This window comes from Chryseobacterium sp. C3 (genome assembly GCF_014218905.1).
GTDB classification, from domain to species: Bacteria; Bacteroidota; Bacteroidia; order Flavobacteriales; family Weeksellaceae; genus Chryseobacterium; species Chryseobacterium mucoviscidosis.
Genome location: NZ_JACLCU010000003.1, coordinates 405,513 through 431,423, shown reverse-complemented (window position 1 = coordinate 431,423; position 25,911 = coordinate 405,513). Strand labels below are relative to the sequence as shown.

Annotated in this window: 18 protein-coding genes; 8 read left to right on the top strand and 10 right to left on the bottom strand. The window is 37.0% G+C overall.

Translation table 11 applies throughout. The features are described 5' to 3' along the window. Positions 1-159 precede the first annotated feature (159 nt). From H6W53_RS09050 to proS, 3 genes are all read right to left on the bottom strand, one after another. Entirely contained in the window at positions 160-1,494 is a 1,335-nt protein-coding gene (locus H6W53_RS09050) for an Nramp family divalent metal transporter (RefSeq protein WP_185206243.1), read from the bottom strand. Between the two features lie 109 nt (positions 1,495-1,603). Then, positions 1,604-2,911, bottom strand: coding sequence for an OmpA family protein (locus tag H6W53_RS09045; protein ID WP_185206241.1), 1,308 nt, complete (start codon positions 2,909-2,911; stop codon positions 1,604-1,606). Positions 2,912-3,038: 127 nt separating this feature from the next. Beyond that, positions 3,039-4,514 (bottom strand): proline--tRNA ligase, encoded by a 1,476-nt coding sequence (proS, locus tag H6W53_RS09040; RefSeq protein WP_087709552.1) that lies wholly within the window; start codon positions 4,512-4,514, stop codon positions 3,039-3,041. 144 nt (positions 4,515-4,658) lie between these two features. On the opposite strand from proS, the gene H6W53_RS09035 reads away from it, so the two are divergent. Together H6W53_RS09035 and H6W53_RS09030 are read left to right on the top strand one after the other, a co-directional pair. After that, positions 4,659-5,714 carry a prolyl-tRNA synthetase gene (locus H6W53_RS09035; RefSeq protein WP_185206239.1) on the top strand — a complete coding sequence of 352 codons (1,056 nt, stop codon included), beginning with the start codon at positions 4,659-4,661 and terminating at the stop codon, positions 5,712-5,714. A 54-nt stretch (positions 5,715-5,768) separates the two neighbouring features. Beyond that, entirely contained in the window at positions 5,769-7,148 is a 1,380-nt protein-coding gene (locus H6W53_RS09030) for an OmpP1/FadL family transporter (RefSeq protein ID WP_228457777.1), read from the top strand. Positions 7,149-7,232: 84 nt separating this feature from the next. On the opposite strand, the gene H6W53_RS09025 is transcribed toward H6W53_RS09030, so the two are convergent. Both H6W53_RS09025 and H6W53_RS09020 read right to left on the bottom strand, forming a co-directional pair. After that, positions 7,233-7,946, bottom strand: coding sequence for a ZIP family metal transporter (locus H6W53_RS09025; RefSeq protein ID WP_185206477.1), 714 nt, complete (start codon positions 7,944-7,946; stop codon positions 7,233-7,235). Between the two features lie 2 nt (positions 7,947-7,948). After that, positions 7,949-8,674: an SAM-dependent methyltransferase gene (locus H6W53_RS09020; protein WP_185206235.1), complete on the bottom strand. Its 726-nt coding sequence runs from the start codon at positions 8,672-8,674 to the stop codon at positions 7,949-7,951. Positions 8,675-8,796: 122 nt separating this feature from the next. Between H6W53_RS09020 and H6W53_RS09015 the strand changes: the two genes are divergently transcribed. Beyond that, positions 8,797-9,960: a class I SAM-dependent RNA methyltransferase gene (locus tag H6W53_RS09015; protein ID WP_185206233.1), complete on the top strand. Its 1,164-nt coding sequence runs from the start codon at positions 8,797-8,799 to the stop codon at positions 9,958-9,960. Between the two features lie 31 nt (positions 9,961-9,991). Here H6W53_RS09015 and H6W53_RS09010 read toward each other — a convergent pair whose 3' ends face one another. Beyond that, complete coding sequence (locus tag H6W53_RS09010) at positions 9,992-10,360, bottom strand: helix-turn-helix transcriptional regulator (protein ID WP_185206231.1); 369 nt, start codon at positions 10,358-10,360, stop codon at positions 9,992-9,994. Between the two features lie 150 nt (positions 10,361-10,510). Here H6W53_RS09010 and H6W53_RS09005 point away from each other — a divergent pair, with 150 nt between their 5' ends. From H6W53_RS09005 to H6W53_RS08995, 3 genes are all read left to right on the top strand, one after another. After that, a complete protein-coding gene (locus H6W53_RS09005) occupies positions 10,511-10,717 on the top strand; it encodes a hypothetical protein (protein WP_185206229.1) in 207 nt (68 codons plus the stop codon). Positions 10,718-10,763: 46 nt separating this feature from the next. Then, positions 10,764-11,552, top strand: coding sequence for a GLPGLI family protein (locus H6W53_RS09000; RefSeq protein WP_185206227.1), 789 nt, complete (start codon positions 10,764-10,766; stop codon positions 11,550-11,552). Between the two features lie 359 nt (positions 11,553-11,911). Then, positions 11,912-12,916 (top strand): glycosyltransferase, encoded by a 1,005-nt coding sequence (locus tag H6W53_RS08995; protein WP_185206225.1) that lies wholly within the window; start codon positions 11,912-11,914, stop codon positions 12,914-12,916. 377 nt (positions 12,917-13,293) lie between these two features. Here H6W53_RS08995 and H6W53_RS08990 read toward each other — a convergent pair whose 3' ends face one another. Then, a complete protein-coding gene (locus H6W53_RS08990; RefSeq protein ID WP_185206223.1) occupies positions 13,294-14,520 on the bottom strand; it encodes an aminotransferase class I/II-fold pyridoxal phosphate-dependent enzyme in 1,227 nt (408 codons plus the stop codon). Positions 14,521-14,674: 154 nt separating this feature from the next. Here H6W53_RS08990 and H6W53_RS08985 point away from each other — a divergent pair, with 154 nt between their 5' ends. Continuing rightward, complete coding sequence (locus tag H6W53_RS08985) at positions 14,675-15,133, top strand: Lrp/AsnC family transcriptional regulator (RefSeq protein ID WP_185206221.1); 459 nt, start codon at positions 14,675-14,677, stop codon at positions 15,131-15,133. Between the two features lie 169 nt (positions 15,134-15,302). Here H6W53_RS08985 and H6W53_RS08980 read toward each other — a convergent pair whose 3' ends face one another. From H6W53_RS08980 to H6W53_RS08970, 3 genes are all read right to left on the bottom strand, one after another. Continuing rightward, positions 15,303-16,334, bottom strand: a complete 1,032-nt coding sequence (locus H6W53_RS08980) for a bestrophin family protein (RefSeq protein WP_185206218.1) — start codon at positions 16,332-16,334, stop codon at positions 15,303-15,305. Positions 16,335-16,500: 166 nt separating this feature from the next. After that, positions 16,501-18,573 (bottom strand): thiamine pyrophosphate-dependent enzyme, encoded by a 2,073-nt coding sequence (locus H6W53_RS08975; protein ID WP_185206216.1) that lies wholly within the window; start codon positions 18,571-18,573, stop codon positions 16,501-16,503. 83 nt (positions 18,574-18,656) lie between these two features. Next, positions 18,657-20,762 (bottom strand): S8 family peptidase, encoded by a 2,106-nt coding sequence (locus H6W53_RS08970; RefSeq protein ID WP_185206214.1) that lies wholly within the window; start codon positions 20,760-20,762, stop codon positions 18,657-18,659. A gap of 257 nt (positions 20,763-21,019) precedes the next feature. Here H6W53_RS08970 and dnaE point away from each other — a divergent pair, with 257 nt between their 5' ends. Then, positions 21,020-25,699: a DNA polymerase III subunit alpha gene (dnaE, locus tag H6W53_RS08965; RefSeq protein ID WP_185206212.1), complete on the top strand. Its 4,680-nt coding sequence runs from the start codon at positions 21,020-21,022 to the stop codon at positions 25,697-25,699. Positions 25,700-25,911 lie beyond the last annotated feature (212 nt).

Below are 25,911 nucleotides of genomic sequence, written 5' to 3'. Positions count from 1 at the left end.
TGCTAAGTAGAACGGCTTTGTGAACTTAAAAATATACATGAGTTCTTTAAAAAAAAACTTTTAGGACTTTGCGTCAAAAAATAAGCACGATCATTAATGAAGTATGTATAAAAAAATTACAGTTACTTAATATAAAAAGAAAATAATTTTGGGACAGAACTATTTCCCGAAAAATGTCTGATACAGAAGATAAACATTCAGAATAATAATAATAAACGAAATAATCCAGACACAGATTTTCAGGAAAGGTTTGTTGACAAATTCGCCCATTTTACCTTTATCACTCGTAAACATAACAAGCGGAACCACTGCAAAACTCAACTGCATCGAAAGGATAACCTGACTTAAAACCAATAGATCGGTAGTTCCTTCTTCGCCATAAAGAATAGCCACAATAAGAGCGGGAATTACAGCAATTAGTCTTGTGATTAATCGTCTCAACCACGGTTTTAATCTGATGTTCAGAAAACCTTCCATTACAATCTGTCCGGCAAGCGTTCCGGTAAGTGTAGAATTTTGTCCCGAAGCGAGAAGAGCAATCGCAAAAGCAATGCTTGCCATTGAAGCTCCTAAAATCGGAGTCAGCATCTTATAGGCATCATGAATGTCGGCAACATTTTTATTCCCTGTAATATGGAAAGTTGCCGCTGCCAGAATAAGAATTGCAGCATTAATGAAAAACGCAAGCATTAAAGAAACCGTACTGTCTAAAGTTGCAAATTTTATTGCCTCTTTTTTACCTTCTCGTGTACGCTCGTAATCCCGTGTCTGCACAATGCTGCTGTGCAAGTACAGATTGTGAGGCATCACGGTAGCTCCCAAAATCCCGATCGCAATGTAAAGCATGGCGGGGTTCTGAATGATTTCCTTTTGAGGAATCAGACCACCTAAAAGTTCATTAACAGCAGGTTTAGAAATAACCAATTCATACACAAAACAGGCGAGAATAATAAAAATCAGTCCGCCGACAATACTTTCGATCCATCGGAAACCTTTCGACTGAAGGAGAAGAATGAAAAGAACATCAATGGTGGTGATGACAATTCCCCAGGTAAGAGGAATATGAAAAAGTAAATTTAATGCAATCGCAGAACCTATTACTTCCGCAAGATCACAGGCTGCAATGGCAATTTCACAGAATATCCAAAGAATAAAATTGGTAGTGGGACTGAAATGGTCTCTGCAAGCCTGTGCCAAATCTCTTTCCGCAACCACTCCTAATTTCACAGACAGATGCTGCAAAACCATTGCAAAAATATTCGAAATTAAAATTACAGAAAGCAGAGTGTAGCCAAATTGTGCACCTCCTGCAATGTCTGTAGCCCAGTTTCCGGGATCCATATATCCTACGGCAACCATTAATCCGGGACCTGCAAACGCAAGATATTTTCTCCAGAAACTTGCATTTTTAGGAACTTTCACCGAAGAATATACTTCGGATAGTGAATGAGATGTTTTATCTTTTCGCCACGCGGCTTTTAATTTCAGATTCATAAATGTTAGAAATGACTAACAAATATAATTAAATAAATGAAAACAGAGAATACCGGAAAACAAAAAATCCCGAAAAATAATTTCGGGATTATGATTTATGTTTTAAATATTATTTTGTAAATCGTACAGACATTTTTCTGTCAACCGCTCTTTCTTCATTAGATGCAGATGCAGGTACTGTTGCAAACTCGCTTCCATATCCGTCTGCTCCCGTAACCTGTGGCCCAACTCCCTGTTTTTCCAGCCATGTCTTAATGTAGTTGGCTCTGTCTGCAGAAAGCTTAAGATTTTTGGCTTCGTCTCCGGTTTTATCTGTATAACCGCCGATTTTTATTTTTGCATCAGGATAAGCTTTTAATATAGCTACCAAATTCTGCAACTGTCCTTCAGAACCCGCTTCTAAGGCTGTAGCACTTCCCAATTTAAAGTTTACATGATCAAAATTATACCATGTTGTTTTTAAAGCAGCATCATCTTTGGCATTTTTATAACCTCCGGATTTTAAGAATGCAATCATATTGTCTTCCATTCCTCCTTTATATCCTTTTAAAGCAACACCGTTTAAGTCGATATTCTCATCAACTTTAGCACTTTCAGACTTCATTGAAGCTGTATCGGATGTTTTAGCATTTACGGTGTCTGTAACTACTTTACCCGAGTCCGTCATAGTAGTCGTTGTAGTCGTTTCTTTTTTCTCACATTGTTTCCAGATGAAATATGCTGCTGCTATTAAAAGCAATAATGGAAGCAGCCATTTCCAGATAGATCCGCCTTCGTCATTATTATTTCTTTCCGGAAAAGTTCCGTTAGGCGCTGTACTTCTTGTTACCTCAATTTTCGGCTCTTCGGAAACAGGATTTTTAATGGTATCCTTATCATTGTCGAATTTGTATCCTTTAGCCCAGTCCCAATCACCCATATTTAAAGATGCCAGAGAAAGTCCTGCAGGTAAAAGTGTAGAAATAATACCTTTCTGATCACTAAGTAAACTTGAGATTCCACTTCTGTCAAGATTATTATCGGCGGCATATTTTCCTACAGAACCGATAGTTGCACCAGTAACCAGATTTAGTAATGAACTTGACGAATTGTTGCTGATTCCTGCGTAGGTTGCAATTCCGTTTACAATTCCGCTTAACTTATCACCAAATATTAGTGATAAAAGACTGGAAATAATAGAATTGTTGGAAGAACCTCCCATCAGATTGTCCAAAATTCCATTGGAAGAAGCTCCTGAAATTGCATCTAAAACGGCAGGATTGTCTGAATTGTTTGCTAAACCTCCCACAACAGCAGGTAATAAACCTCCGATTGCTTTTGAAATAGCGGACTCGCTTTCCCCAAACTGTGATGCAGCCTGAGACACTAAAGCAGGACCTAATTGTCCTTTAATTAAATCAATAACATTTAAAGACATAATAAATTTATTTTAAAGATTAATGTTAAGATAAATTTAAACAAAAAATAGTCCAAATGTTGATTTTAAAAAAAAATCTGCAAAAATTTCAGGAATTTTTGCAGATTTAATAATTTTATGTTAAGTTCTAATAAGCTTTTGCAAATAAAACTCTTCTTTTTGATGGTTTACCGGAAATTAACGAAATTCCTTCTTCAATATCATCATCCAAAGGAATACATCTGATGGTCGCTTTGGTTTCATCCTTAATCTGCTCTTCTTCTTCGGCAGTTCCGTCCCAATGCGCATAAATGAATCCTCCTTTTTCTTCCAAAACCTTCTTGAATTCTTCATAAGTATCCACTTTCGTGATGTTATTTTTTCTGAATTCAAATGCTTTATTGTAAATATCCTGCTGAATGGTTTTCAGTAATTCTTCAATATAAGAATCTAAACCATCAATAGAACGGACTTCTTTCGTTAAGTTGTCTCTTCTGGCAATTTCCACAGATCTGTTTTCAAGATCTCTTGGTCCCATTGCAATTCTTACAGGAACCCCTTTTAGTTCATATTCTGCGAATTTCCACCCCGGTTTATTCTGTGTATCATTATCAAATTTCACAGAAATTCCTTTAGCTTTAAGTTTTGCCTGAATATCTAAAGCCACTTCGCTGATCTGCGCCAATTGCTCTTCACCTTTAAAGATCGGAACAATCACCACCTGAATCGGAGCCAGAGTAGGAGGAAGTACCAATCCGAAATCATCGGAGTGCGTCATAATCAAAGCGCCCATCAAACGCGTTGAAGTTCCCCATGATGTTGCCCATGCGTGTTCGATTTTACCTTCCTTATTCGTGAATTTTACATCAAAAGCTTTTGCGAAATTCTGTCCTAAAAAGTGAGATGTTCCTGCCTGTAAAGCTTTTCCGTCCTGCATCAATGCTTCAATACAATAGGTTTCGTCTGCTCCTGCAAATCTTTCGGAAGGCGTTTTCAACCCCTGAATTACCGGAATTGCCATAAAGTTCTCTGCAAAATCAGCATATACTTTATTCATTTTTTCAGCTTCTTCAATTGCTTCATCTTTTGTAGCATGAGCAGTATGCCCTTCCTGCCATAAAAATTCTGCCGTTCTCAGGAAAAGACGTGTTCTCATTTCCCAACGGACAACATTCGCCCATTGGTTAATTAATATAGGTAGATCTCTGTAAGACTGAATCCAGTTTTTATAAGTATTCCAAATAATTGCTTCAGAAGTAGGACGTACGATAAGTTCTTCTTCCAGTTTTGCATCCGGATCTACAATAAGTTTTGAAGGATTGTCCGGATCTGTTTTCAATCTGTAATGGGTTACAACTGCACATTCTTTAGCAAAACCTTCTGCGTTTTTTTCTTCAGCCTCAAATAAGCTTTTGGGCACAAAAAGCGGGAAATAAGCATTAACGTGACCTGTCTCTTTGAATTTTTTGTCCATTTCGTCACGCATTTTTTCCCAGATCGCATAGCCGTATGGTTTAATCACCATGCATCCTCGTACTCCTGAGTTTTCAGCTAAGTCGGCTTTTACCACCAACTCATTATACCATTTGCTGTAATCTTCGCTTCTTGAGGTTAATTTTGCCATTATTTTTTAAAATTTTTTTAACTTTTTTATGTTATTGTTATCTAAAAATAAAAATCTATTTTTGATAGATTTTTGTAACCGTATTTTGGTACATTTTTAGTACAGATTGCAAATATAATTTAATTTAAAAATTTTTACGTTATCATGAAAAGAAATATACATAAAAATTTGCTCGGAATGTTAAAATCCAAAGGGATTCTGGCAATATCAAGCGGATTATTACTTGTGTCTTGCGGCGCTCAGATGGGTGGCTACAGCGAGACAGATGGCGTTTATTACGACCCTAATAAAGATACACTACCTGAAGGCGTAATCATCAACGACAGAGGAAACAGAGTCGGAGAAGATTACAATTATTATCAGGATGATTCCAACGTGATTCAAAATGCTGAAGCCAATGCTAAAGAAGGAAGATACAACGACTGGAATAATTATAACTGGAATACTACAGCTACAGATTCAGACTGGGGAAGCTACGCAGGAAGCCAGACCAACTATTACGACAATTCATGGGGATGGGGTTCTCCTTGGGGTTGGGGCGGATGGTATGGCGGCTATAATCCTTATTGGGGTTGGGGCGGCTACGGCGGCTGGAATCTTGGACTTTCCTGGGGATGGGGAGGCTCATGGGGATGGGGCTCAGGCTGGAACATGGGATGGGGATATTCTCCATACTGGGGCTACAATCCATATTGGGGTTGGGGCGGATACTATGGTAATCCTTATTGGGGCTACGGCGGATATTACGCACCAATTTACAGAAGAAGTGGCTCTAACGGAAGAGGTTTCAATACTTATAACGGCGGATTTGCAAGCAAGTATGGCGTAAATTCCGGTGGATTCAGAAGAAGCAACAGCAGCGTGGGCGGATTCAGAGATTCAGGTTCAAATAATGGAGGATTCAGAAATTCTGGTAACGCAGGAGGTTTCAGACAAGGAAATACGAATGGAGGTTTCAGAAATCCAAACCAGAGCGGAACAAGACCTCAGGGAGGCTTCAGAAATCCAAATCAGAGCCAGCCTAGACAAAGCTACAATTACCCACAACAATCTCAGCCAAGATATAATGACGGAGGCTTCAGAAATAACGGAGGCTTTAATAATTCCAACAGCGGTGGCGGCTTCAGATCAGGAGGCGGTGGCTTTAGCGGAGGAAGCAGCGGCGGTGGCGGCGGAGGCGGTTTCCGTGGTGGCAGATAATTTTAAAAAGTAATAACTATTCAAAAAATAATGTTAAAAAAATCTTTAGCAATAATGAGCATTTCTGCTGCATTTTTTGCGCAGGCTCAAGATGTTTCTGTGATTAGAAATACGGTGGATGTTTATTCTAATGCTCCAAATATAGGTTCCGCTAAGTTTAATGCGATGGGAGGTTCCAATGGTGCTTTAGGAGGTGATGCGAATTCGCTGCTTACCAATCCTGCGGGGTTAGGGGTGGCAATTTCGGGGGAAATTTCCGGAACATTATCTATTACAAATAATAAGAATACTTCTACTTATGCAGGTTCTTCTTACGGATACAGTATCAATAAAGGAGATCTTGGAAACTTAGGAGCTGTAATGACGTTTCAGTTGTTAAGTGAAAGTGCATGGAAATTCATCAATATCGGGGTGAACTATTCTAACCAATCAATTGAGAATTATATTGAAACTCCGGGAAACAGCAATTTAGTGTATGATTTTCCTGATGGAAAAAGTTCTTCATTTGGAAGACATGCCTATGACAGATACGGATATTTATCAAAAACAAGTATTGGGGTAGGAGCTAACTATAATAATAATTTGTATTTAGGAGCAGGATTAAATTTCTTTAATTCTTCAATAGATCAGTCGGATACAGCAATGTTTAATTCTTTGGCTGATGGAAGCTCTGAATATTTCAGTAAGCAGAATACTCCTTTCTACGAAAAAGGAAACGGTTTTTCAGCTTCATTGGGGGTAATTGGAAAATTAAGTCCTAATTTCAGATTGGGAGCCGCTTTAGAAACTCCGACTTTCTGGGATATCGACAGAAGCTACAGTTTCTACAATGATCCTATTTACGGAGATGATACTGCTATTGAAAACAGAAAACTAACCACTCCTTTAAAAGCGACAGTAAGTGCTGCGTTTATTGCTAGTAAAAGTTTTGCTCTGAATGTAGATTATACTTTAGGTTTAACAAAGCCTAAATACAAGGTGTACGGAGACGCTGAAACTGAGCTGAACGACTTCTTTAAAGAAAATTACAAAAATTTATCTGAAGTAAAGATCGGTGCAGAGTACAGAGTTAAGCAATTCAGACTGAGAGGAGGGTATTCTTACGCTTCAAGCCCGTTTGATGCTTTAACGGTGAACAGATATTCCAACAGCGGAGGAGTGGATGAAAATCAATCGTACAGCAATCTTATTCTAAATGACAGAAATGCTTTATCTGTAGGTTTGGGATATGATTTCAAATCATTCTACATTGATGCTTCTTATCAGAACATTACCTCAAAATACACCAATCCGTTCTTGTACGGTAATGTAGACGGTAATTACGAAGCAGGATATTATTCGCCAAGCCGTTTAATTTCGAGTGATGCCTTTGCTGTATCAGATGTAAAAAATGTTAGAAACAACTTTTTTATTACATTAGGATGGAAATTCTAATCTAAAGTAATAAAACCTATAAAAAAGCTCCGAACGTAAATTCGGAGCTTTTTATTTAATATATTCAACAGTCTTTTGTTATCATTAATGAGCATGACTGTGAAAAAGATGCATAACCAACGCCAATGAAACCCCTAAAATCACAAGCCCTATTTTTAGCCAGTCGATGTTATGGTTTTTATTACTTTCAAAAATAATTACCGAAGAAATATGCAGGAAAATTCCTCCTACGATCGCCAGAAAGTAAGGCTGAAGATCGGGATTGAAATAATTTCCGAGCAGCATTCCCATTGGAGAAGCCAAAGCAAAAAGGGCAACAATAAGGAGCGAAGGATAAGAAGGATTGGATTTTGATTCATCTTTTCGGTTAAATAAAAATGCTCCCAAAATAAAGGATATCGGAAGATTATGAAAAACAATTCCCAAAAGATAAGGCGATAATTCCTGTTCTTCGTTCGCTAAAGGAATTCCCTCAATAAAAGCATGGATAAAAAGTCCCACCATTAAAGCAACAGGCAGAATATTATGTTCGCTGTGATGATGAAAATGCCCATGTTCGAAACCTTTGGTTAGAGCTTCAAGAATCATTTGCAGTAAAACTCCGGCAATCACGAAAATTCCAAGACTGCTTCCTGTTTCTGAGGTATAAACCTGTGGAAATACTTCATTCAGACAAATGGTAATCAGAAATCCGGCACTTAAAATCAACAGATTTTTTGCCAGTTTTTCTTTTTTACCAAAATGTTTTCCAAGAAATACTCCTGTAATAACGCTTAAAACCAGTAAAAGTACGGTAATCATTATTTTTTCTTGAATAAATTAATGCAACGCGGAGAAGTATCCTTATTAAAATCGTTCAGTTGGTAATCTCCCCAGATTTTTATTCTCTCAAAACCACATTCAGTTGCATAGGAATTAATGGCGTCCAACGTATGAAGTTTTACTTTTTCGAAGAAATGATACGGCTTTCCGTCTGCTTCAAATTGAATGTCTTTTACAATATGTTTTCCCTCAATTTTCTTTTTTATTTTAAATTCAATATCTCCGCGAATGATAGTAGATTCCGGAACAATGCTTTTTCTTACATATTTCTCATTCAGATAATCCAAAACAAAATATCCTTCCGGTTTTAATGCATTATAAACCGACTGGAATACTTTTTTGTCATCACTCTCATTATCAAAATATCCGAAACTCGTAAAAAGATTGAAAACAGCGTCCATCGGTTCTGCATCAATCGGGTTTCTCATGTCGTGAACATCAAAAAGCAAGGTCTGATTCTCAAACTGCTTATCAAATTCTATACTCTGTCTCGAAAGGTCAAGTCCCAAAACATCATACCCGAGTTTATTAAGAAAAACCGAATGTCTTCCTTTACCGCAAGCTAAATCAATAATTTTTGAGTTCGGCGGAAGCTGCAGTTCGGCAGTAAGTTTTGTGATGAAATTTTCCGCTTCTGTATAGTCTCTGTTGCTGTACAGTACATGATAATAAGGGGTATCAAACCAAGATTCAAACCATTCCATTTTGCAAAAATAGTGTTTTTTGGGCGATTGTCTGTTGTTGCAAACCCATGGTTTTTGTAGTTGCAGTGATTTGTATAAACTATAAACTGACAACCAACCACTAAAATTGCTATTTTTGCAGAATGAATAAAGAAAATATACAGATTCAGATAAAAACATTTTTCGGACTGGAGCAGATCTTGGCAGAAGAGATTAAAAAACTTGGCGGAAGGAATGTTGAGGTTAAAAACCGTGCGGTAAACTGTGAAGGAGATTTAGGATTTTTATACAAGATCAATTACTCTGCGAGAACAGCTCTAAAAATTTTGGTTCCGATTCATGAATTTAAGGCTTTCAATCAGCACCAGTTTTACGACAGGCTTTTTAAATTCAACTGGGAAGAATTTATGGATGTGGATCAGTCTTTTGCAATTGATTCTACGGTAAATTCCGAAACATTTAAGCATTCTCAGTTTGTAACGCTGAAAATGAAAGATGCCATTGTGGATTATTTTCAGGAAAAATTCAAAAAACGCCCGAATGTAGAAACCAAAAATCCGGATATTAAATTCCACCTTCATATTGACAGGGAGTTAATTACCATTTCTCTGGATTCTTCGGGAGATCCTTTATTTAAGAGAGGATACAGAAGAGAGCAGGGAGAAGCTCCGATTAATGAAGTTCTGGCAAGCGGAATGCTGCAACTGGCAGGGTGGGACGGAAAAGGTAATTTCCTTGATCCGATGTGCGGTTCGGGAACGCTTTTAATTGAAGCGGCAATGATTGCTTTGGATCTTCCGGCGCAGATTTTCAGAAGGAGATTTGCTTTCCAGAACTGGAAAAATTATGATGCAGATCTTTTTACCAAGATTAAAGAATTCAGAATCAGCAGGGTGAAAGAATTTACCGGAAAGATCGTTGGCTACGATATTGATGCAAGAATGCTGAATGCGGCAAGAATGAACATCGAAGCAGCAGAAATGGAAGATGTAATTGAAGTGAAGAAACAGAATTTCTTTGATTCCAAAAAAGAACTTTTCCCTTTGTTAATGGTTTTCAATCCGCCTTACGACGAAAGAATTTCTATTAATGATGACGATTTTTACAAGAAAATAGGCGATACTTTCAAAACCCATTATCCGAATACATTAGCATGGCTGATTTCTTCTGATCTGGAAGCGGTAAAGAAAATCGGTCTTCGTCCGTCAAGAAAAATCAAGCTTTTCAACGGAAAACTGGAAACCAGATTTTTGCAGTATGAAATGTATGAAGGAACAAAGAAAGTTCATAAACTTGAAGAAAAATAATATTAAAACCTTCCGGAAATGGAAGGTTTTATTATTTCTGTTCCAGCTTTGCAATTCTATCTTTTAACTCCTGAATTTCTTTTTTCAGTAAGGAAATATATTCCTGTTGGTTTTCAAGCAGGTATTCCGGAACATTACAATATATATTATTGCTTCCAATATAGTTGCCGGAATTATTTTCAAAGTTTTGATGAATCGAATTCTCTTTTTCAGATTGTTTAATATCATCTACTTCTACATCCAGTAATTTTGCGATGCGTTCCCACTCTTCATCTTTAATCTCAACTTCACCTTTTTCTTTACGGAGATAATGAGTTTGGCTGATTTTAAGATGTTCGGCAATATCCTGTTGAGAGAAATTTCTTTCTTTTCTTGCCTTGATTAATTTTTCTTTCACCATCGGAATTTTTTCATAAATATAAAATAAAATTATGCGAATAAATTCGAATAATTTAAATTTGGTTTTTATTAGTTAGGGATATAGATTTGTATGAAAGTTTTCCGGAAGAACTTTAAAGGAAATTTTTATCAACAATTAAAAAAAACAATTATGAAAAAAGCACTTATGTTTGGTATGGTATTTTTAGGAATATCAACTGTATTTGCCTTCCCATTCCGTCCATCTTGTGGAAAAACAACAGTAGAAGTTATCGGAACCGGAGGAATGACTAATCAACAATTAGCAAATTATCTAGCGCAAATGAATTATGATTTATATGATGTTTGGCCATCTCATATTATAATTTACTCACATTAATAAATAAGGCAGTCCGTTAATAGGTATTGCCTTTTAAAATAAACCAATGAAACAAGTACTTTTTTTCTGCGTCATTTTTGTTTCGATTATCGGTAAATCTCAAACGCCTTTTAATGTGGAATATGAAGCAGATTATAAATTAGTTTATAAAGACCAGAATATACCCAATGCACCTACTCAGGATGCGGCATTTGCTTTATTGATGAACAGGGAAGAATCTTACTTTAAAAATTTAAATAAATACGTCAGTGATTCTTTAAAATATGAAAGAAAATTAAATGATAAAAGTAGTTATAATGACTATTTGAGATATTTTACTCCTTTTGATGAAAATATAGGCATTACCTCAGCTAAGATATATGTTACCGTACCCATTTCAGGGAAGAACTATAAATATGAAGAAAGTAATGATGTAAATTGGAAGTTGGAAAATGAATATAAAAAAATCGGAAAATATAAATGTCAAAAAGCTACGGCTAAAAAATATGGCAGAACGTGGACCGCGTATTTCACAAATGAAATATCTTTTCCTTATGGTCCTTACAAATTCAGTAAATTGCCTGGATTGATTTTAGAAGTTTTCGATGACAAAAAAGATTATGTTTTTACACTGTATAAATTTGGAAAAAGAAAATATCTCTGCAAGTCCGCAAACATGAATTCAAAAGCAGAAGCCATACAGAAACAAAAAATTTTTGATTACAAAAGAAAAGAAATGGGTAATCCTAATAAATATTTAGAACATATAGGCGATGAGGAAACAAGACAATTATTAATAAAGAAAAGTTCAGAAAAAGCGAAGAGATATAATCCTATTGAACTCAGTATTTATTGATATGTAAACTTTATAATTAGATATTTCATAAAATCAGGTAGAAGTATGATAATAAAACCTTTCATTATTCGGAAGGTTTTTTATTTTTGTTAAAATTAAATATTATGTCTTGGAATGCCTTTGATTTTATAGAACTTATTTTAGATCTTTTACAGTGGATATTTTCTGTAGGATCAGGTAGAAAAAAAGATGAATAAAGACTTATTCAAATTTGTCGGAAATTTCAGGGAATTATTTAATCAAATTATAAAATATATTTTTAGTTCTAAATATTGTTTTCATTGTGTATTCCGTTTAATTATAGTAAAACAAGTTTGCGCATTCATCCGTTAATAAGTAATTTTGAAAAATTTTCAGATTTGAAGCCTACCATTTCCATTATCGTTGCAATTTTTAACCGTAAAGACGAACTTTTTGAACTCCTGAATTCTCTTACTGCGCAGACAGACAAAGAGTTTGAGATTATTATCGTGGATGACGGCTCACTAATCGATTTAAAACCAACAATTGCAAAATTCGAAAGTTTTTTAACCATTAAATATTTCCGGAAAGATAATTCAGGTCCCGGTTTATCCAGAAATTACGGAGCAAGAAGAGCGGAAAACGAATGGCTTGTTTTTGTAGACAGCGACGTGATTGTAGAGAACGATTACATCGAAAACATCAAAAAAGATATTCTTGAAATTCCCTGTGATGCTTTTGGAGGAGCAGATAAGGCGCATAAAGGTTTTAATTTAATGCAGAAAGCCATTTCCTATTCCATGACTTCTGTTTTTACAACCGGAGGAATCAGAGGAAGTAAAAAAGCCGTTTCAAAATTTCAGCCGAGAAGTTTTAATATGGGCGTGAAAAAGGAAGTTTTTGAAAAAGTAGGAGGTTTTTCAGAAATGAGAATAGGAGAGGATCCGGATCTTTCCATGACGCTTTGGGAAAATGTTTTTACGACTGCTTTTTTCGATGATATTGCAGTCTATCACAAACGAAGGGTAGATTTCGGAAAATTTTCGAAACAGGTATATCAGTTTGGCTGTGCAAGACCTATTCTTAACCAAAGACATCCGAATTATGTGAAAATTTCGTTCGCATTTCCTACCTTATTTATGTTGGGCTACATCATGGGCTTTGTAGAATATTTCATTTTGGGGAAAGGCGTTATTCTTGCGTTTTATGGGTTATATACTTTTATGGTTCTTTTCCATGCTTTATGGGTGACCAAAAACATCAGCATTGCCGGAATGGCAGTAATTTCCACCTACATCCAGATGTTTTCTTACGGGTATGGCTTCTTAAAATCGTGGATTTTACTGAATATTTTCAGGATGAAACCCGAAGATGCTTTCCCGAAACATTTTCATAAAGTTTGATTTTACCACTAAAATTTTTGATGCATTACTTTTTAGCGTAAATTTTTTGACGCAAAGATTTTTTAGCAAAGCTTTAATTTTAGTCAGCAAAGGCAAATAAATTTGCTACGCAAAGCTTGAAACATACACTTCATCAAATCAACTTGTTGATTCTTCTTTGCTCCCTTAAATAATGGGTATTTAAAATTAAACTTTGCGTTAAAAAAAACTATGATATTCGATTACAGAAATATTGCTTTTTAGGTGCGGAACTTATCTAAAAAAATATATTTTGTTAGCTTTTAAAATGCTGCAAAATAGCATACAAAATATCTTTTATAACATTTTCGGTTAAAAAAACAAAAGCTGTCGAATGAACAACAGCTTTTTTACAATAATTAGGATATGGAGATGGTTTCATGGCTGAGAACGCCTGTTTTGAGCATGCATTCTCTCATCTTTTCATAAGTTCGTTCGATGTCGTGATCCAGACCTATTGAGAATCTGATCAGTCCATCGGAAATTCCCATCGCAGCACGTTCTTCCTCCGGAATTTCAGAAGAAGTGGAGCTTCCTGAACATGAGAATAAAGTTTTATAAAAGCCTAAACTTACCGCAAGATAACCTAAGTTTTCCTGCTGCATCAGTTCCATCAGTTCATTGGCTTTATCTGTGGTTCCCGCGTCTAAAGTCAGCAAACCACCGAATCCGTACTCTTCGTGCATCATCGTTTTCATCAGTTCGTGGTTTTTATGAGATTTTAATCCGGGATAAGAGACACGCAATCCGTCTTCTTCAAATCTTTGAGCAAGATACATTGCGTTATAACTGTGCTGTTTCATTCTGATGTGCAGCGTTCTGAGGTTTTTAAGAATACTTGCAGAACGAAGACTGTCCATCGTAGGTCCCAACAGCATACATGCTCCGTTATTCACGTTTTTCGTATCGTTAATGAACTCCTGAGTTCCACAGTACACTCCACCTACGGTATCGCTGCTTCCGTTGATAAATTTCGTTAAAGAATGGATCACGATATCTGCGCCCAAAAGCTTTGGCGAAATAGAGAGAGGAGAGAACGTATTGTCTACGATCAGTTTCAGATTATGTCTTTTACAGATTTCAGAGAGTTTTCTCAGGTCAGCAACTTCCAGAAGCGGATTGCTTACACTTTCACAGTAAATGATTTTTGTGTTTTCAGTAATTGAATTTTCAACAGATTCAAAATTATTGATGTCTACAAACGTCGTCTGAATATTAAATGGCGGAAGAAAATTTTTCATAAAAGCATACGTTCCGCCGTAGATTGTTCTGCTTGAGATAATATGATCTCCGCTTTTGCAGACCTGCATCAGAACCGAAGTAATCGCTCCCATTCCCGATGCGGTAACGTTGGCCGCTTCTGTATTTTCTAGTTTTGCCAAAGCCTGTGCAAGATACAGATTCATCGGAGAAGAATGTCTTGAATACAAATAGCATCCTTCCGCATTTCCTTCGAAAGTATCGAACATCGTTTTCGCAGAAAGAAAAGTATAAGTAGAACTGTCGGAAATCGATGGGTTTACTCCGCCAAATTCACCGAAATATTGCAAATCCTGTATTTCGTTGGCTGCGTTAAAGTCGTTCATATCGTTTAAGTTTTTATGCTATAAATATGAATAACCTCCAGAACTATTACAACAGAAATTTAAATTATCAGATTATAAATCTATCATATTTTTAAATGATAGAAAAAAAGTTTATTATATTTGAATTTAATAAACATTTAACTAAAATTTATCTATGACTTTTGACGATACCGATAAAAAACTGCTTCTTTTTCTGCAGGAAGACGCCAAACAAACCACCAAAGAACTGTCTCACAAGCTTGGTTTGTCTGTTACGGCTGTTTACGAACGCATTCGGAAACTCGAAAATACAGGAGTGATTTCAAAATACGTTGCCATTCTGGACAGGAACAAAATCCACCGAAATTTCATTGTGCTCTGTCATATCAAACTCGCTCAGCACAGAAAAGAATACGTCCTGCAGTTCGAAAAAGAAGTGATGAATTTAGAAGAGGTTACAGAATGCTTCCATGTAAGTGGTGATTACGATTATATCTTAAAAATCGGGGTAAAAGATATGGAAGACTACCGCAATTTTATGCTCACAAAACTTACCACATTGCAGCATATTGCAAGTACCCACAGCTCTTTCATGATCTCTGAGGTAAAAAATACAACGGCAATTGTTTTATAGAGAAAAAAGTGTTTTTCAGGAGCTTTTTCCCGCTTTCCGCACTCGCTATTTTCAAGGATTTGGGGTTGCGGCGGCTTCGCCGCCGCAACCCCAAATCCTTGAAAATGAGCTCAGACAAAGCTGCAATCGGGGCTAAACTGCGGTCTTACGATCAATTGAAAAGAATCAATTAAACCAAAACCCCATTCTTAGAAGCAATAGGATCAGGCAAATCCGTTTCTCCTGTCATTTGCAGAAGATCAATCTCAATCGTCCGGCAGATCGAAAGCATGGGAATATCAAACATCAGACCTTCAAAAGGATTTTCAGAATAATCTCCAACCAGCTCCATAATAATATAAATCCAGCCAATCGTAATACAGAACGGAATCGAGACCCAGATTCCCCAGTCTCCCAATTTGGCAAATTCACTCACCAAACCTAACGGAAGAAGCATAATGAAAATGATATTAAAAATAAAAGCAGTACTTGCAAACTGTCTTGGCAAAGGAAACTTTTTTATTCTTTCCGCCTGTCCCTGCAATGTATAGAATTCATTAAGACAATCCTGCAATTGCTTTTGATTAAAATCAGAAATCGCACTCATATTTTTAAGCTCATTTACATCTTTCGACTGCTGAGCGATAAGGTAAGTCGCAAAATTTTTATACTGAGACTGCAATTCAGTTTCCTCTTCAGATAAATATTTATTCAGGAAAATTGGCGTTCTTCCGTAATCCGGAAAACCTGCTTTTATCAGTCGGTTACGCTTATGGTCTACATTTTTAAGCTGGTCTTCTTCCACTTTAATATGTTCCCACTCAGTAGGAATCAGGAGTTGTTCCCTTAACTGATACAGCCATGCAATATGACGGAAAACAATCTTTTTTCTTCGGTCTTCCAGATCAGACTTTTCCGCTTCTTCATTGGAAGTATGAAAAGCATATACCATCGATCCGAGCATTCTGCTGGAATTAACGATTCCGCCCCAAATTTTTCTTGCCTCCCACAACCTGTCATACGCCTGGTTGTTTTTAAAACCAACTAAAAACGCTTCCGCAGTACCAATCAATGCTACCGGAACCCAGGGAATAATCATCCAGTCCCAATGGAAAAAGTGAAAAAGCACAGCAATTAAAGTGCACCAGATTGAAATCAGAATCACATGAAATCCTGATAAATTGAGAACCTGTCTGTAATTGACGTATTTTGTTGTAATCATATTTGTGCAATTTAATTTCGAATCAGCAAAAGACTAAGCAAAACAGATACCATATTTTTGAAACAGAATTTAAAAAACCTTTTGCTAACAGTACATAAATATAAGAAATTAAGCCACAAAAAAACCTCTAAAAAATTAGAGGCTTACATTTTTATTTTAAACTGAATTAATATTTCAGCATATCTTCAATTTTATTGGATAGCTTTTCCGCATTCGGAAGCATTTCCTTTTCAAGCACCAAATTAATTGGAACCGCAGGAACATCCAGAGAACCCATCGTTTCTACCGGTGCATCAAGATATTTAAAGCAGTTTTTCGAAATTCTGTGTGCAAAAGCTTCCGCAAAAGAATTATTCAATTGCTCTTCCGTTAAAACGATACATTTTCCATGCGCTTTTACTCTCTCAAAAACCAGTTCTTCATCCAGAGGAATCAGGGTTCTTAAATCGATAACCTCAACTCTTCCGTTGAAATTTTTCGCTGCTTCTTTTGCCCAGTAAACGCCCATTCCGTATGTGACAATCAATAAAGTTCTGCCTTTTTCGGTTTCTTCCTTATCCGCTTCAATAATTACTTTTCCTTTTCCGAAAGGCAATATATAATCTTCCGCAGGTTCAATGGTTTTTGCATCTTCCGTTCCCGGAACCTTGCTCCAGTACAATCCTTTATGTTCAAGCATAACCACAGGATTCGGATCGTAATAAGCTGCTTTTAATAAACCTTTGAAATCTGCCGCATTGCTCGGATAAGCAATTTTAATCCCTTTGATATTCGCTAAAATACTTTCAATACTTCCGCTGTGATAAGGACCGCCACCTCCGTAAGCTCCGATTGGAACACGGATGATATTGCTTACAGGATATTTTCCCTGACTTAAATAACTCGATTTTGAAATTTCTGTAATTAACTGATTGATTCCCGGATAAATATAATCAGCAAACTGAACTTCAACAATCGGTTTTAATCCTACTGCGCTCATTCCCGCTGTAGAACCGATAATATAAGCTTCCTGAATCGCGGTATTGAAAACCCTTTTGCTTCCGAATTTTTTTCCTAACGTTACCGTCTCACGGAAAACCCCTCCGATTCTTTCCCCAACATCCTGTCCGTACAGCAAAGCTTCCGGATGTTTCCACATTAGCTCCTGAATCGCGTGAATTGCAGCGTCAACCATCACAATTTTTTCTCCGCCTTCAGGTTCTCTGGTTCCGACCTCTTCCGTAATCGGAGTTGGTGCGAAAACATGATTCATTACACTTTCAGGCTTCGGATCTTCTGCGTTTTTAGCCTTTTCAAAAGCTTCTTCCGCTTCAAGACGGGCTTTTTTCGTAATCTGTTTTAATAATTCTTCATCAACTCCGGATTCAATCAAATGATTTCTTAGAATATTTCCCGGATCCTTCGCTCTGTGTTTGGTTAAATCTTCCTCGTCTCTGTAAAACTCTCTTCGTACTCCGGATGTGTGGTGACCAATTAAAACTGTTTTTGCGCAAACCACTAAAGGTTTTCTTTCAGTTCTTACAAAATCCACCGCTTTTTTCATTACTTCAAAGCTTTCCACGAAATCAGTTCCGTCCACTCTCATTCTGCTTAAACCTGTAAAACCGGCTACAAAATCATAGGCATCACACGTCCTTGCTTCCTCCTTGGTTACGGAAATTCCCCACTCATTATCCTGAACAAGGAAAATAATAGGCAACTGATGTAAAGCAGCAAACTGTAAAGCCTCGCTTACTTCACCTTCCGTTACAGAATTGTCGCCCAGACTGCAGATTACAACCGGATTGTTTTCAAACTGCTGTAATTCAAAATCCTGAATATATTTAATTCCCTGCGCAACTCCTGTTGTAGGAATGGTCTGCATTCCTGTCGCGGAACTCTGGTGAATAATTTTAGGTTTATTTTCGTCTCTGCTGGAAGGGTGAGAGTAGTAAGATCTACCTCCGGAAAAAGGATCGTCGGCTTTTGCCAGTAACTGAAGCATCAACTGATAAGGTTCAAAACCAATCCCGAGAAGTATACTTTCGTCCCGGTAATAAGGAGAAACCCAGTCTTCTTTTTTTAACTGATAAGCTGTTGCCAACTGAATGGCTTCATGACCTCTTGATGTACTATGAACATATTTACAGACATTTCTGTTTTCTTCATAAATATCCGCCATTGCTTTGGCAAGCATCATATGGTTATAAGCCTTGAGTAATATATCTTGAGAAACCTTTTCGTGAAGTGTATTTTCCATAGAAAGCAAAGATAAACAAAAAAACAAAACACTAACAAGCGTTAGTGTTTTGAAGATTTTTTATTATTGAAATAACATCGTGGTTATTCTTTAATTACTTTTTTAGAAACAGTATCCTTGTCTGTTTTAACCTCTATGATATATATTCCTTTGATGTAAGAAGTCAGATCAATGCTTTCTTCCTCATTTTTAATGGTTCCACTCTTAAGTTTTTTCCCGGAAAGATCGTATACATTATATGTTGATCTCTTAGGAGACTTTATTACTTTTACATAATCTTTTGTAAGAGTCGGAGCTATTATTATTCCATTATCTTTTATAATATCGCTTGTTGATAATGAGGACTGTGTTTGTCCTGTTACCATGATGGAATAGTTCTGTGGAGCCGCAACTCCCGAATCATTAACTAGTGTTCCTTTATTTGTAATCTCAATTTTGTAGCTTCTGCCAGAAATAGGATTGTCTATTACAACCTGCTCAACATTATCAACAGTATTATCTGCTTTTATTGCAGGGGTCAAAGGACTGTTAGCATCAAGTTTCCACGGATAATACACCGTATTGGTAGTAAGATCTATAATTCTCAGATCAAGATCGTTAATCAGTTTAGATGTTCTGTTATTGAAAACATCAGATACAAATTGGTAATTAGGAGTATATTTAGGGTCGATCCAGCTGATGGTAACCTTTAAGGGTTCGCTTCCGGTTGCAGTAAGTGTTTTACTATTTTTAACTCCGCTGTTCAGCGTTTCATCTGCAAAGAAAACAGTATTGTTAGATTTGCCTACCAATAATTCCGCTCCTTTTTTAGCATTAATAAAGCCCCATCCGAACCATGGATCAGGTCCGATATTTCCGGCCTCAGATGCAGAATGAATGGTAAGTACTTTTGCTGAAGCCGCGTTTAGTAAAGCGTTATTGAATAATTGTTTATATATCTGAGTCCATAGTCCGATAATTCCCGTTACAATAGGGGCGGAAAATGATGTGCCGCTTCCTGCTGCCCATGTGTTACTACCGGTTGCGGATGTGGCTGCATATAAAACATCTGTTCCAACTGTGGAGATGTCCGGTTTTATTCCGCCGTCATCTCTTGGACCAGCACTGCTATAGTCGGAATGTACAACATCAGTTGCGCTTGTGTATCGGAAATTATTGGTACTAATTATATCTGTAGCACCTACTACAATAATATTTTTTGCCAAAGATCCTGTTCCTATGCAATCATATCCTTGAGAACAATTGTTAGGCGGGATTGTATCACTGGAACTGAATGCTAATGGACCGCTTGAGGAGGAATAATATTTTGGAATGGCTGAGGAAGCACTACCTGGTCCCATATTAAAATAGTTCCCCGAGGATTTTACAATTATAAGAGAAGGGTTATTGTTTACCAGCATATCATAATTATAATCATTGGTATTATAAGTACCCTGAAGATCATAGAATGTATTTCCTGCTTTAGAACCATTGTAAACATAAGAACTGATATTGCCATTATTATCGTAATTTTCTGTCCATCCTGAATTTACCCCATATGAGTGGTTAGAAATGTTAGGTTGAGAAACCAATATTTTTTGAAAAACATTGCTTGTTGAAGTATCACCGGGTAAAGTGGTTGTACTAAACATATAGCTATCCATTGTTGAATTTACAGCAACTCCCTTAGTATTCCCTACAGCAACACCTCCGCTGGACAAATTAACACTTTTCCCGCCGATGAAACTTCCTACGCCTGTAGAATGGTCAGAATAGCTTTGTGTGCTGGCCTCTTTATTGGTAATTCTTCCTGTTGCATTATTGAAAGCTGTATGAGATTCGTATATTCTTCCGCCGTCAAATACTGTATACTTTATATTTTCTCCGTTAAAAGCACCAGTAAGGCCAGCAACTCCTCCAGACAAATTCAACTGGTCGGAATTGGAATTCATTAATTGTCTTGTATCCTGTTCCTGCAAAAAAAAAGGAATATCAAAGTTAAATCCTCCAAGATGGGATTTTAAAGAATCAATTTTTTCCTTCGTTTTTGCGTCAGGATTTTTCCCATATACCCTTTCAGCATAGGCATCGAACTTTTTTTCGTTCTCAACTTTTTGCTGTTCAAATTCTCTTTTTAAATTGTCATTGTTTTTTTGCGCATACGTTGAAAGATAAAGCAACGTACTAATCAAGATTAGATTTCTCTTCATGCCACTTAATGATTACAAATAATTAGTTGACAAATATATGTAAAACTCATTAAGTCACATAATTAATTGATAATATTTTGTATGATTATGTATAATTTTAATGAATCTTAAAATTATATAATAAATATGTTTTTTTTCTTTTTAAATGTAAATAGCCTGAAAATACAAACTCTCTTAAAATGGCTCTAAAACACACACTCCTTCAAAAAAATAAAGTAACTTTACATTCTCTTTTTAATAAAAGCTAGAAAAATTACATGTATTTAGTTTTTGACACAGAAACCACAGGTTTACCGAAGAATTTCAACGCTCCGCTTTCAGATTCAGATAACTGGCCAAGAATGGTGCAGATTGCGTGGCAGTTGCATGAAGATGACGGAACATTAATTGAAAATCAGGATTATATTATAAAACCGGAAGGGTATGATATTCCCTTCAATGCCGCGAGAATTCACGGGATCACTACAAAAATCGCCAATGAGGAAGGTCGTGATCTCGAAGAAATTTTAAATGAATTTTCTAAAGTTTTAGAAAAAGTAAGAGTAGTCTCCGGACACAATGTGGAGTTCGATTACAACATTGTGGGAGCCGAATTTTACCGTAAAAATATTAAAGACAACCTTCAGGAAAAGCCAAAAGCCGATACGATGATTCTGGGAACAGATTTCTGTCAGTTGGGAGGCGGAAAAGGAGGAAGGTACAAAGCTCCGAAGCTGGAAGAACTTTACGAAAAATTATACGGTCATAAATTTGATGAAGCGCACAACGCCGCTGCCGACGTAAATGCAACAGCGCAGGTTTTCTTCGAAATGATGAGAATCGGGGTGATTCCTGCTGAAGTACTGAAAACTTCGGAAGATCAGCTTGCGTATTTTAAAACGCTGTATCCGGATCCGATAAAACCTTTCAATATTGTTATCAGAAGGCAGGTTGCGGATTTTCACAACAAGAAGAAACAGCAGGACTTCGGAAGTATTGATGAGATCGATCTTGGAAAATATTTCAACTTTGATAACCACAGTGTTTTCTCTACTTTAACGGCTACCACAAGCATTAACGATTTAATTAAAAAAGCAACTGATGATAATTTCCCCGCCGTCGGAATGGTGGATCTGGGAAATATGATGGGTGCTTTTAAATTTGTTACGGCGGTAGAAGGCGCCAATGGCGACCGTGCGAAAAAGCATAAAGAATATCTGGCTAAAAAACAGGAAGCGGAAGAAAAAGGTGAAGAATTTAATGAGCCGGAACCTGTTTCAGAACCTCTGATTCCTGTGGTGGGATGTGAATTTTATATTTCAGACCGTTATGAGCAGAAGCAGTTTACCAAAGATGATCCCGACCGAAGAACGCAGGTTGTTTTACTGGCAAAAGATTTTAACGGATATAAAAATTTAGCCAAACTATCCAGTATCGGATTTCTTAAAGGATTTTATTTTGGAGTTCCGAGGATCAGCCGGGAATTGATTGCCGAATATAAAGAGGGAGTTATTGCTTTAACTTCAGGAATTCATGGAGATATTCCCGATGCCATTTTAAATACGGGGGAACAGAAAGGGGAGGAGCTTTTCAGATGGTGGAAAGATACTTTCGGAGACGATTTTTATGTTCAGATCCAGAACCATAAACTGCCGGAAGAAGAGCATTTAAATGACGTGTTATTGCATTTTGCCGATAAATATAATGTTAAAATTTTAGCGCAGAATGAAACGTTCTATACCAATAAAGACGATTCTAATATTCAGGATATTGTAAGCTGCATCAAAGACGGTGAAAAGCTTTCAACGCCTGTAGGAAAAGGTTTTGGAAAAAGAAGAGGACTTGCAACCGGAGAATATTACATGAAAACGGCGGATGAAATCAAGGAAGCGTTTTTAACGTATCCCGATGCATTCGAAGCATATGAAGAATTTTTCGCAAAGTTCAAACCTTACACACTGAAAAGAGATGTTCTCCTTCCTAAATTTGATATTCCGGAAGAATTTATTCATCCCGAAGACGATATTGATGGCGGAAAACGTGGTGAGATGGCTTATCTTACCTATTTGACGTATGAAGGGGCAAAAAGAAGATATGTAGAAACAGGAATTACAGATGAGATAAAAGAACGTCTGGATTTCGAACTGGAAGTTATTGCCAATACAGGATATCCCGGTTACTTCCTGATTGTTCAGGATTTCTGTAACGAAGCCCGTAAAATGGGCGTTTGGGTAGGTCCCGGTCGTGGTTCTGCGGCAGGTTCTGCAGTAGCGTACTGTATCGGAATTACGAATGTTGATCCTATTAAATACGATCTCCTTTTCGAGAGATTCCTGAATCCGGAAAGGGTTTCCATGCCCGATATCGATATCGACTTTGATGATGAAGGACGAGATAAAATCATCAAGTGGGTAGTTGATAAATACGGAAAGACGCAGGTTGCCCAGATTATTACCTACTCGGTTCTGGGAGGGAAATCTGCGATTAAAGATGCGGGAAGGGTTTTGGATGTTCCGATTCCGGACACGAATAATATTGCAAAATTAATTCCTTCCACACCGGGAATGAATATTGCGAAAGCTTTAGCAAAATACGATAAATTAAAACCTGAAGAACAACAGCTTGTTGACGAAATGCGCTACGTTCTCGACAGCCCGAATGACGCGCGTCACGGTGTTTTGGCGAGTGCTAAAAAAATGGAGGGCTGCATCAGAAATACAGGGATTCACGCTTGTGGGGTTATCATTACACCGGAAGATGTAAGTAATCTGGTTCCGGTAACTATTGCGGCAAAAGATGCCGATATTCTGGTTTCGCAGTTCGATAACTCGGTGGCGGAAAGTGCAGGACTTCTGAAAATGGACTTTTTAGGGCTTAGAACTTTAACCATCATCAAGGATGCTTTAAAACTTGTAAAAGCAAGGCATGGAGTGGATATTGATCCCGATCTCATCCCGCTTGATGATACAAAAACCTATCAGTTATTTAAAGAGGGGAGAACAGTCGGGATTTTCCAGTACGAAAGTCCCGGAATGCAAAAGTACATGAGAGAGCTGAAACCTACGGTTTTTGCCGATCTTATTGCCATGAATGCATTGTACCGTCCCGGTCCGATAAAATACATCCCGAATTTTATCAACAGGAAACACGGAATTGAAGAAATCGTCTACGATTTACCGGAAACAGAGGAATATTTAAAGGAAACCTACGGAATTACCGTATACCAGGAACAGGTAATGCTTTTATCCCAGAAACTGGCAAATTTCACTAAAGGTGAAGCAGATACGCTGAGAAAAGCGATGGGTAAAAAGCAGATCGATGTTCTTAATAAAATGTACCCGAAATTCATCGAAGGCGGAAGAAAAAATAACCTCAACGAAGAACGTTTAGAGAAAATCTGGAACGACTGGAAAGCCTTTGCAGAATATGCCTTCAACAAGTCTCACTCTACGTGTTATGCATTTATTGCGTATCAGACCGCTTATCTGAAAGCCAATTATCCGGCAGAATATATGGCGAGTGTGATGAGTAACAACATTAACAACACCGATTCCATCACCATGTTCATGGAAGACTGTAAAAGTATGGGGGTTGATGTTTTGGGACCGGATGTGAACGAATCTCAGTATAAATTCTCGGTAAACGAAAAAGGACAGATCCGTTTTGGTCTGGGAGCCATTAAAGGAATTGGTGAAGGTCCGAGTGAAGCCATTACAAGAGAAAGACAGAACGGCAGATTTAAAAATATCTATGATTTCTTTGAAAGAATTCTGCCTTCACAGATGAATAAAAGAGTAGCGGAAAGTTTGGTTTTGGCAGGAGCTTTTGATGAACTCGACAATTTCCACAGAGGCCAGTATTTCGATATTGATATGGCGGGAAGAACCAATCTCGAAAGACTGATCCGTTACGGACAGAGCTTTCAGGAAAGTAAAAATGAAATGGAACATTCTCTTTTTGCGGATTTTGCAGAGGAAGTTCAGATTGAACAGCCCAAACTGGCTCCTTGTCCGGAATGGCCGAATATGCATAAGCTGAATAAGGAAAAAGAAACCATAGGATTCTATCTTTCTGCGCATCCTTTGGACGAATTCAAATACCAGTTTCAGTTTATACAGGGAAGTCTTTCCAAAAAATCTGTTCTGGAAAAAGAAGACGAATCGAAAATTGTAATTGATGAGGTTCCGATTTTAGAGCAGGACGTTCCTGAAGATGTATCTGAACTTGCGGAAATTGTTTCCGATGATGTCATTGCGGGTGAAGAAGAGGAACTCATTGAAGAAGTCACCAAAAAAGCAGAACCAAAAGGTGTTTTCCACTTCCTGAATCTTGATGAGGTAGATGCTTATAAAGAACAGGCTTTTGCAAATAAGCAGGAAGAATTATTCGAAGAGAAGAAAAAAGACTGGAAAACATTACAGAAAGAAAGAGAAAACGGTGGCGGCGGAAAAGAATACACTGTTGCCGGTCTGATTACTGAATATGTGGTAAAAGATGGCTTCAGAAGCGGAGAAAAAGTGGCTTTTGTAACACTGGAAGATTATTCCGGTTCCTATTCTTTCCGACTGGGAGACCGTGATTATATGAAGCTGAAAGAAAAACTGGAGGTTCAGCGGTTTGTAATTTTCAAGATTAAATTTGCTCAGGTAAAAGACGGAAGAGTTTTTGTGAATGTTACAGACGTCATAGAGCTTCAGGAAGCTTTTGAGAGATTTGCAAAAAGTATTTCCTTAGTGATGGATGTCATGGATTTCCGACCGGAAGATCTTAACTTTTTCAGAAAAGTTTTAGAAAGAAATCAGGGAACGCAGAAGCTGAAATTTTATCTGAAAAATGTGGAAGAAGATTCTAAGGTAGAACATCTCGAAGTACAGTCGATGAAGCATTCTGTAAATCTCAGCGGTGAACTGATTAAAGAAATTCAGCTTTTAAATAAATATGAATTTTATCTGAATTAAGTTTAAAACTCCGTTGATATAAATTTAAAGTGGCTATGAATCTATTGATCAGATTTTTAGCCATTTTTATTTTGGTGATCTTTTAAACCCATAACATAAATCCACTTTAAAAACCTACTTTTTATTTCTCTGTTAAAATCAAATGAATGTTTAATTTTTATTAAAATATTTTAGCTTTTTAACATTAAATAATGATGAATTTCTGAATTTTA

Excerpts from the sequence above, each read along its gene's own strand:
- H6W53_RS08985 (WP_185206221.1), top strand. The coding sequence starts at position 14,675 with ATGACTTTTGACGATACCGATAAAAAACTGCTTCTTTTTCTGCAGGAA.
- H6W53_RS09015 (WP_185206233.1), top strand. The coding sequence starts at position 8,797 with ATGAATAAAGAAAATATACAGATTCAGATAAAAACATTTTTCGGACTG.
- H6W53_RS09020 (WP_185206235.1), bottom strand. The coding sequence starts at position 8,674 with ATGGAATGGTTTGAATCTTGGTTTGATACCCCTTATTATCATGTACTG.
- H6W53_RS08990 (WP_185206223.1), bottom strand. The coding sequence starts at position 14,520 with ATGAACGACTTTAACGCAGCCAACGAAATACAGGATTTGCAATATTTC.
- H6W53_RS09035 (WP_185206239.1), top strand. The coding sequence starts at position 4,659 with ATGAAAAGAAATATACATAAAAATTTGCTCGGAATGTTAAAATCCAAA.
- H6W53_RS09000 (WP_185206227.1), top strand. The coding sequence starts at position 10,764 with ATGAAACAAGTACTTTTTTTCTGCGTCATTTTTGTTTCGATTATCGGT.
- proS (WP_087709552.1), bottom strand. The coding sequence starts at position 4,514 with ATGGCAAAATTAACCTCAAGAAGCGAAGATTACAGCAAATGGTATAAT.
- H6W53_RS09010 (WP_185206231.1), bottom strand. The coding sequence starts at position 10,360 with ATGGTGAAAGAAAAATTAATCAAGGCAAGAAAAGAAAGAAATTTCTCT.
- H6W53_RS08980 (WP_185206218.1), bottom strand. The coding sequence starts at position 16,334 with ATGATTACAACAAAATACGTCAATTACAGACAGGTTCTCAATTTATCA.
- H6W53_RS09050 (WP_185206243.1), bottom strand. The coding sequence starts at position 1,494 with ATGAATCTGAAATTAAAAGCCGCGTGGCGAAAAGATAAAACATCTCAT.
- H6W53_RS09005 (WP_185206229.1), top strand. The coding sequence starts at position 10,511 with ATGAAAAAAGCACTTATGTTTGGTATGGTATTTTTAGGAATATCAACT.
- H6W53_RS08970 (WP_185206214.1), bottom strand. The coding sequence starts at position 20,762 with ATGAAGAGAAATCTAATCTTGATTAGTACGTTGCTTTATCTTTCAACG.
- H6W53_RS09045 (WP_185206241.1), bottom strand. The coding sequence starts at position 2,911 with ATGTCTTTAAATGTTATTGATTTAATTAAAGGACAATTAGGTCCTGCT.
- H6W53_RS09030 (WP_228457777.1), top strand. The coding sequence starts at position 5,769 with ATGAGCATTTCTGCTGCATTTTTTGCGCAGGCTCAAGATGTTTCTGTG.
- H6W53_RS08975 (WP_185206216.1), bottom strand. The coding sequence starts at position 18,573 with ATGGAAAATACACTTCACGAAAAGGTTTCTCAAGATATATTACTCAAG.
- dnaE (WP_185206212.1), top strand. The coding sequence starts at position 21,020 with ATGTATTTAGTTTTTGACACAGAAACCACAGGTTTACCGAAGAATTTC.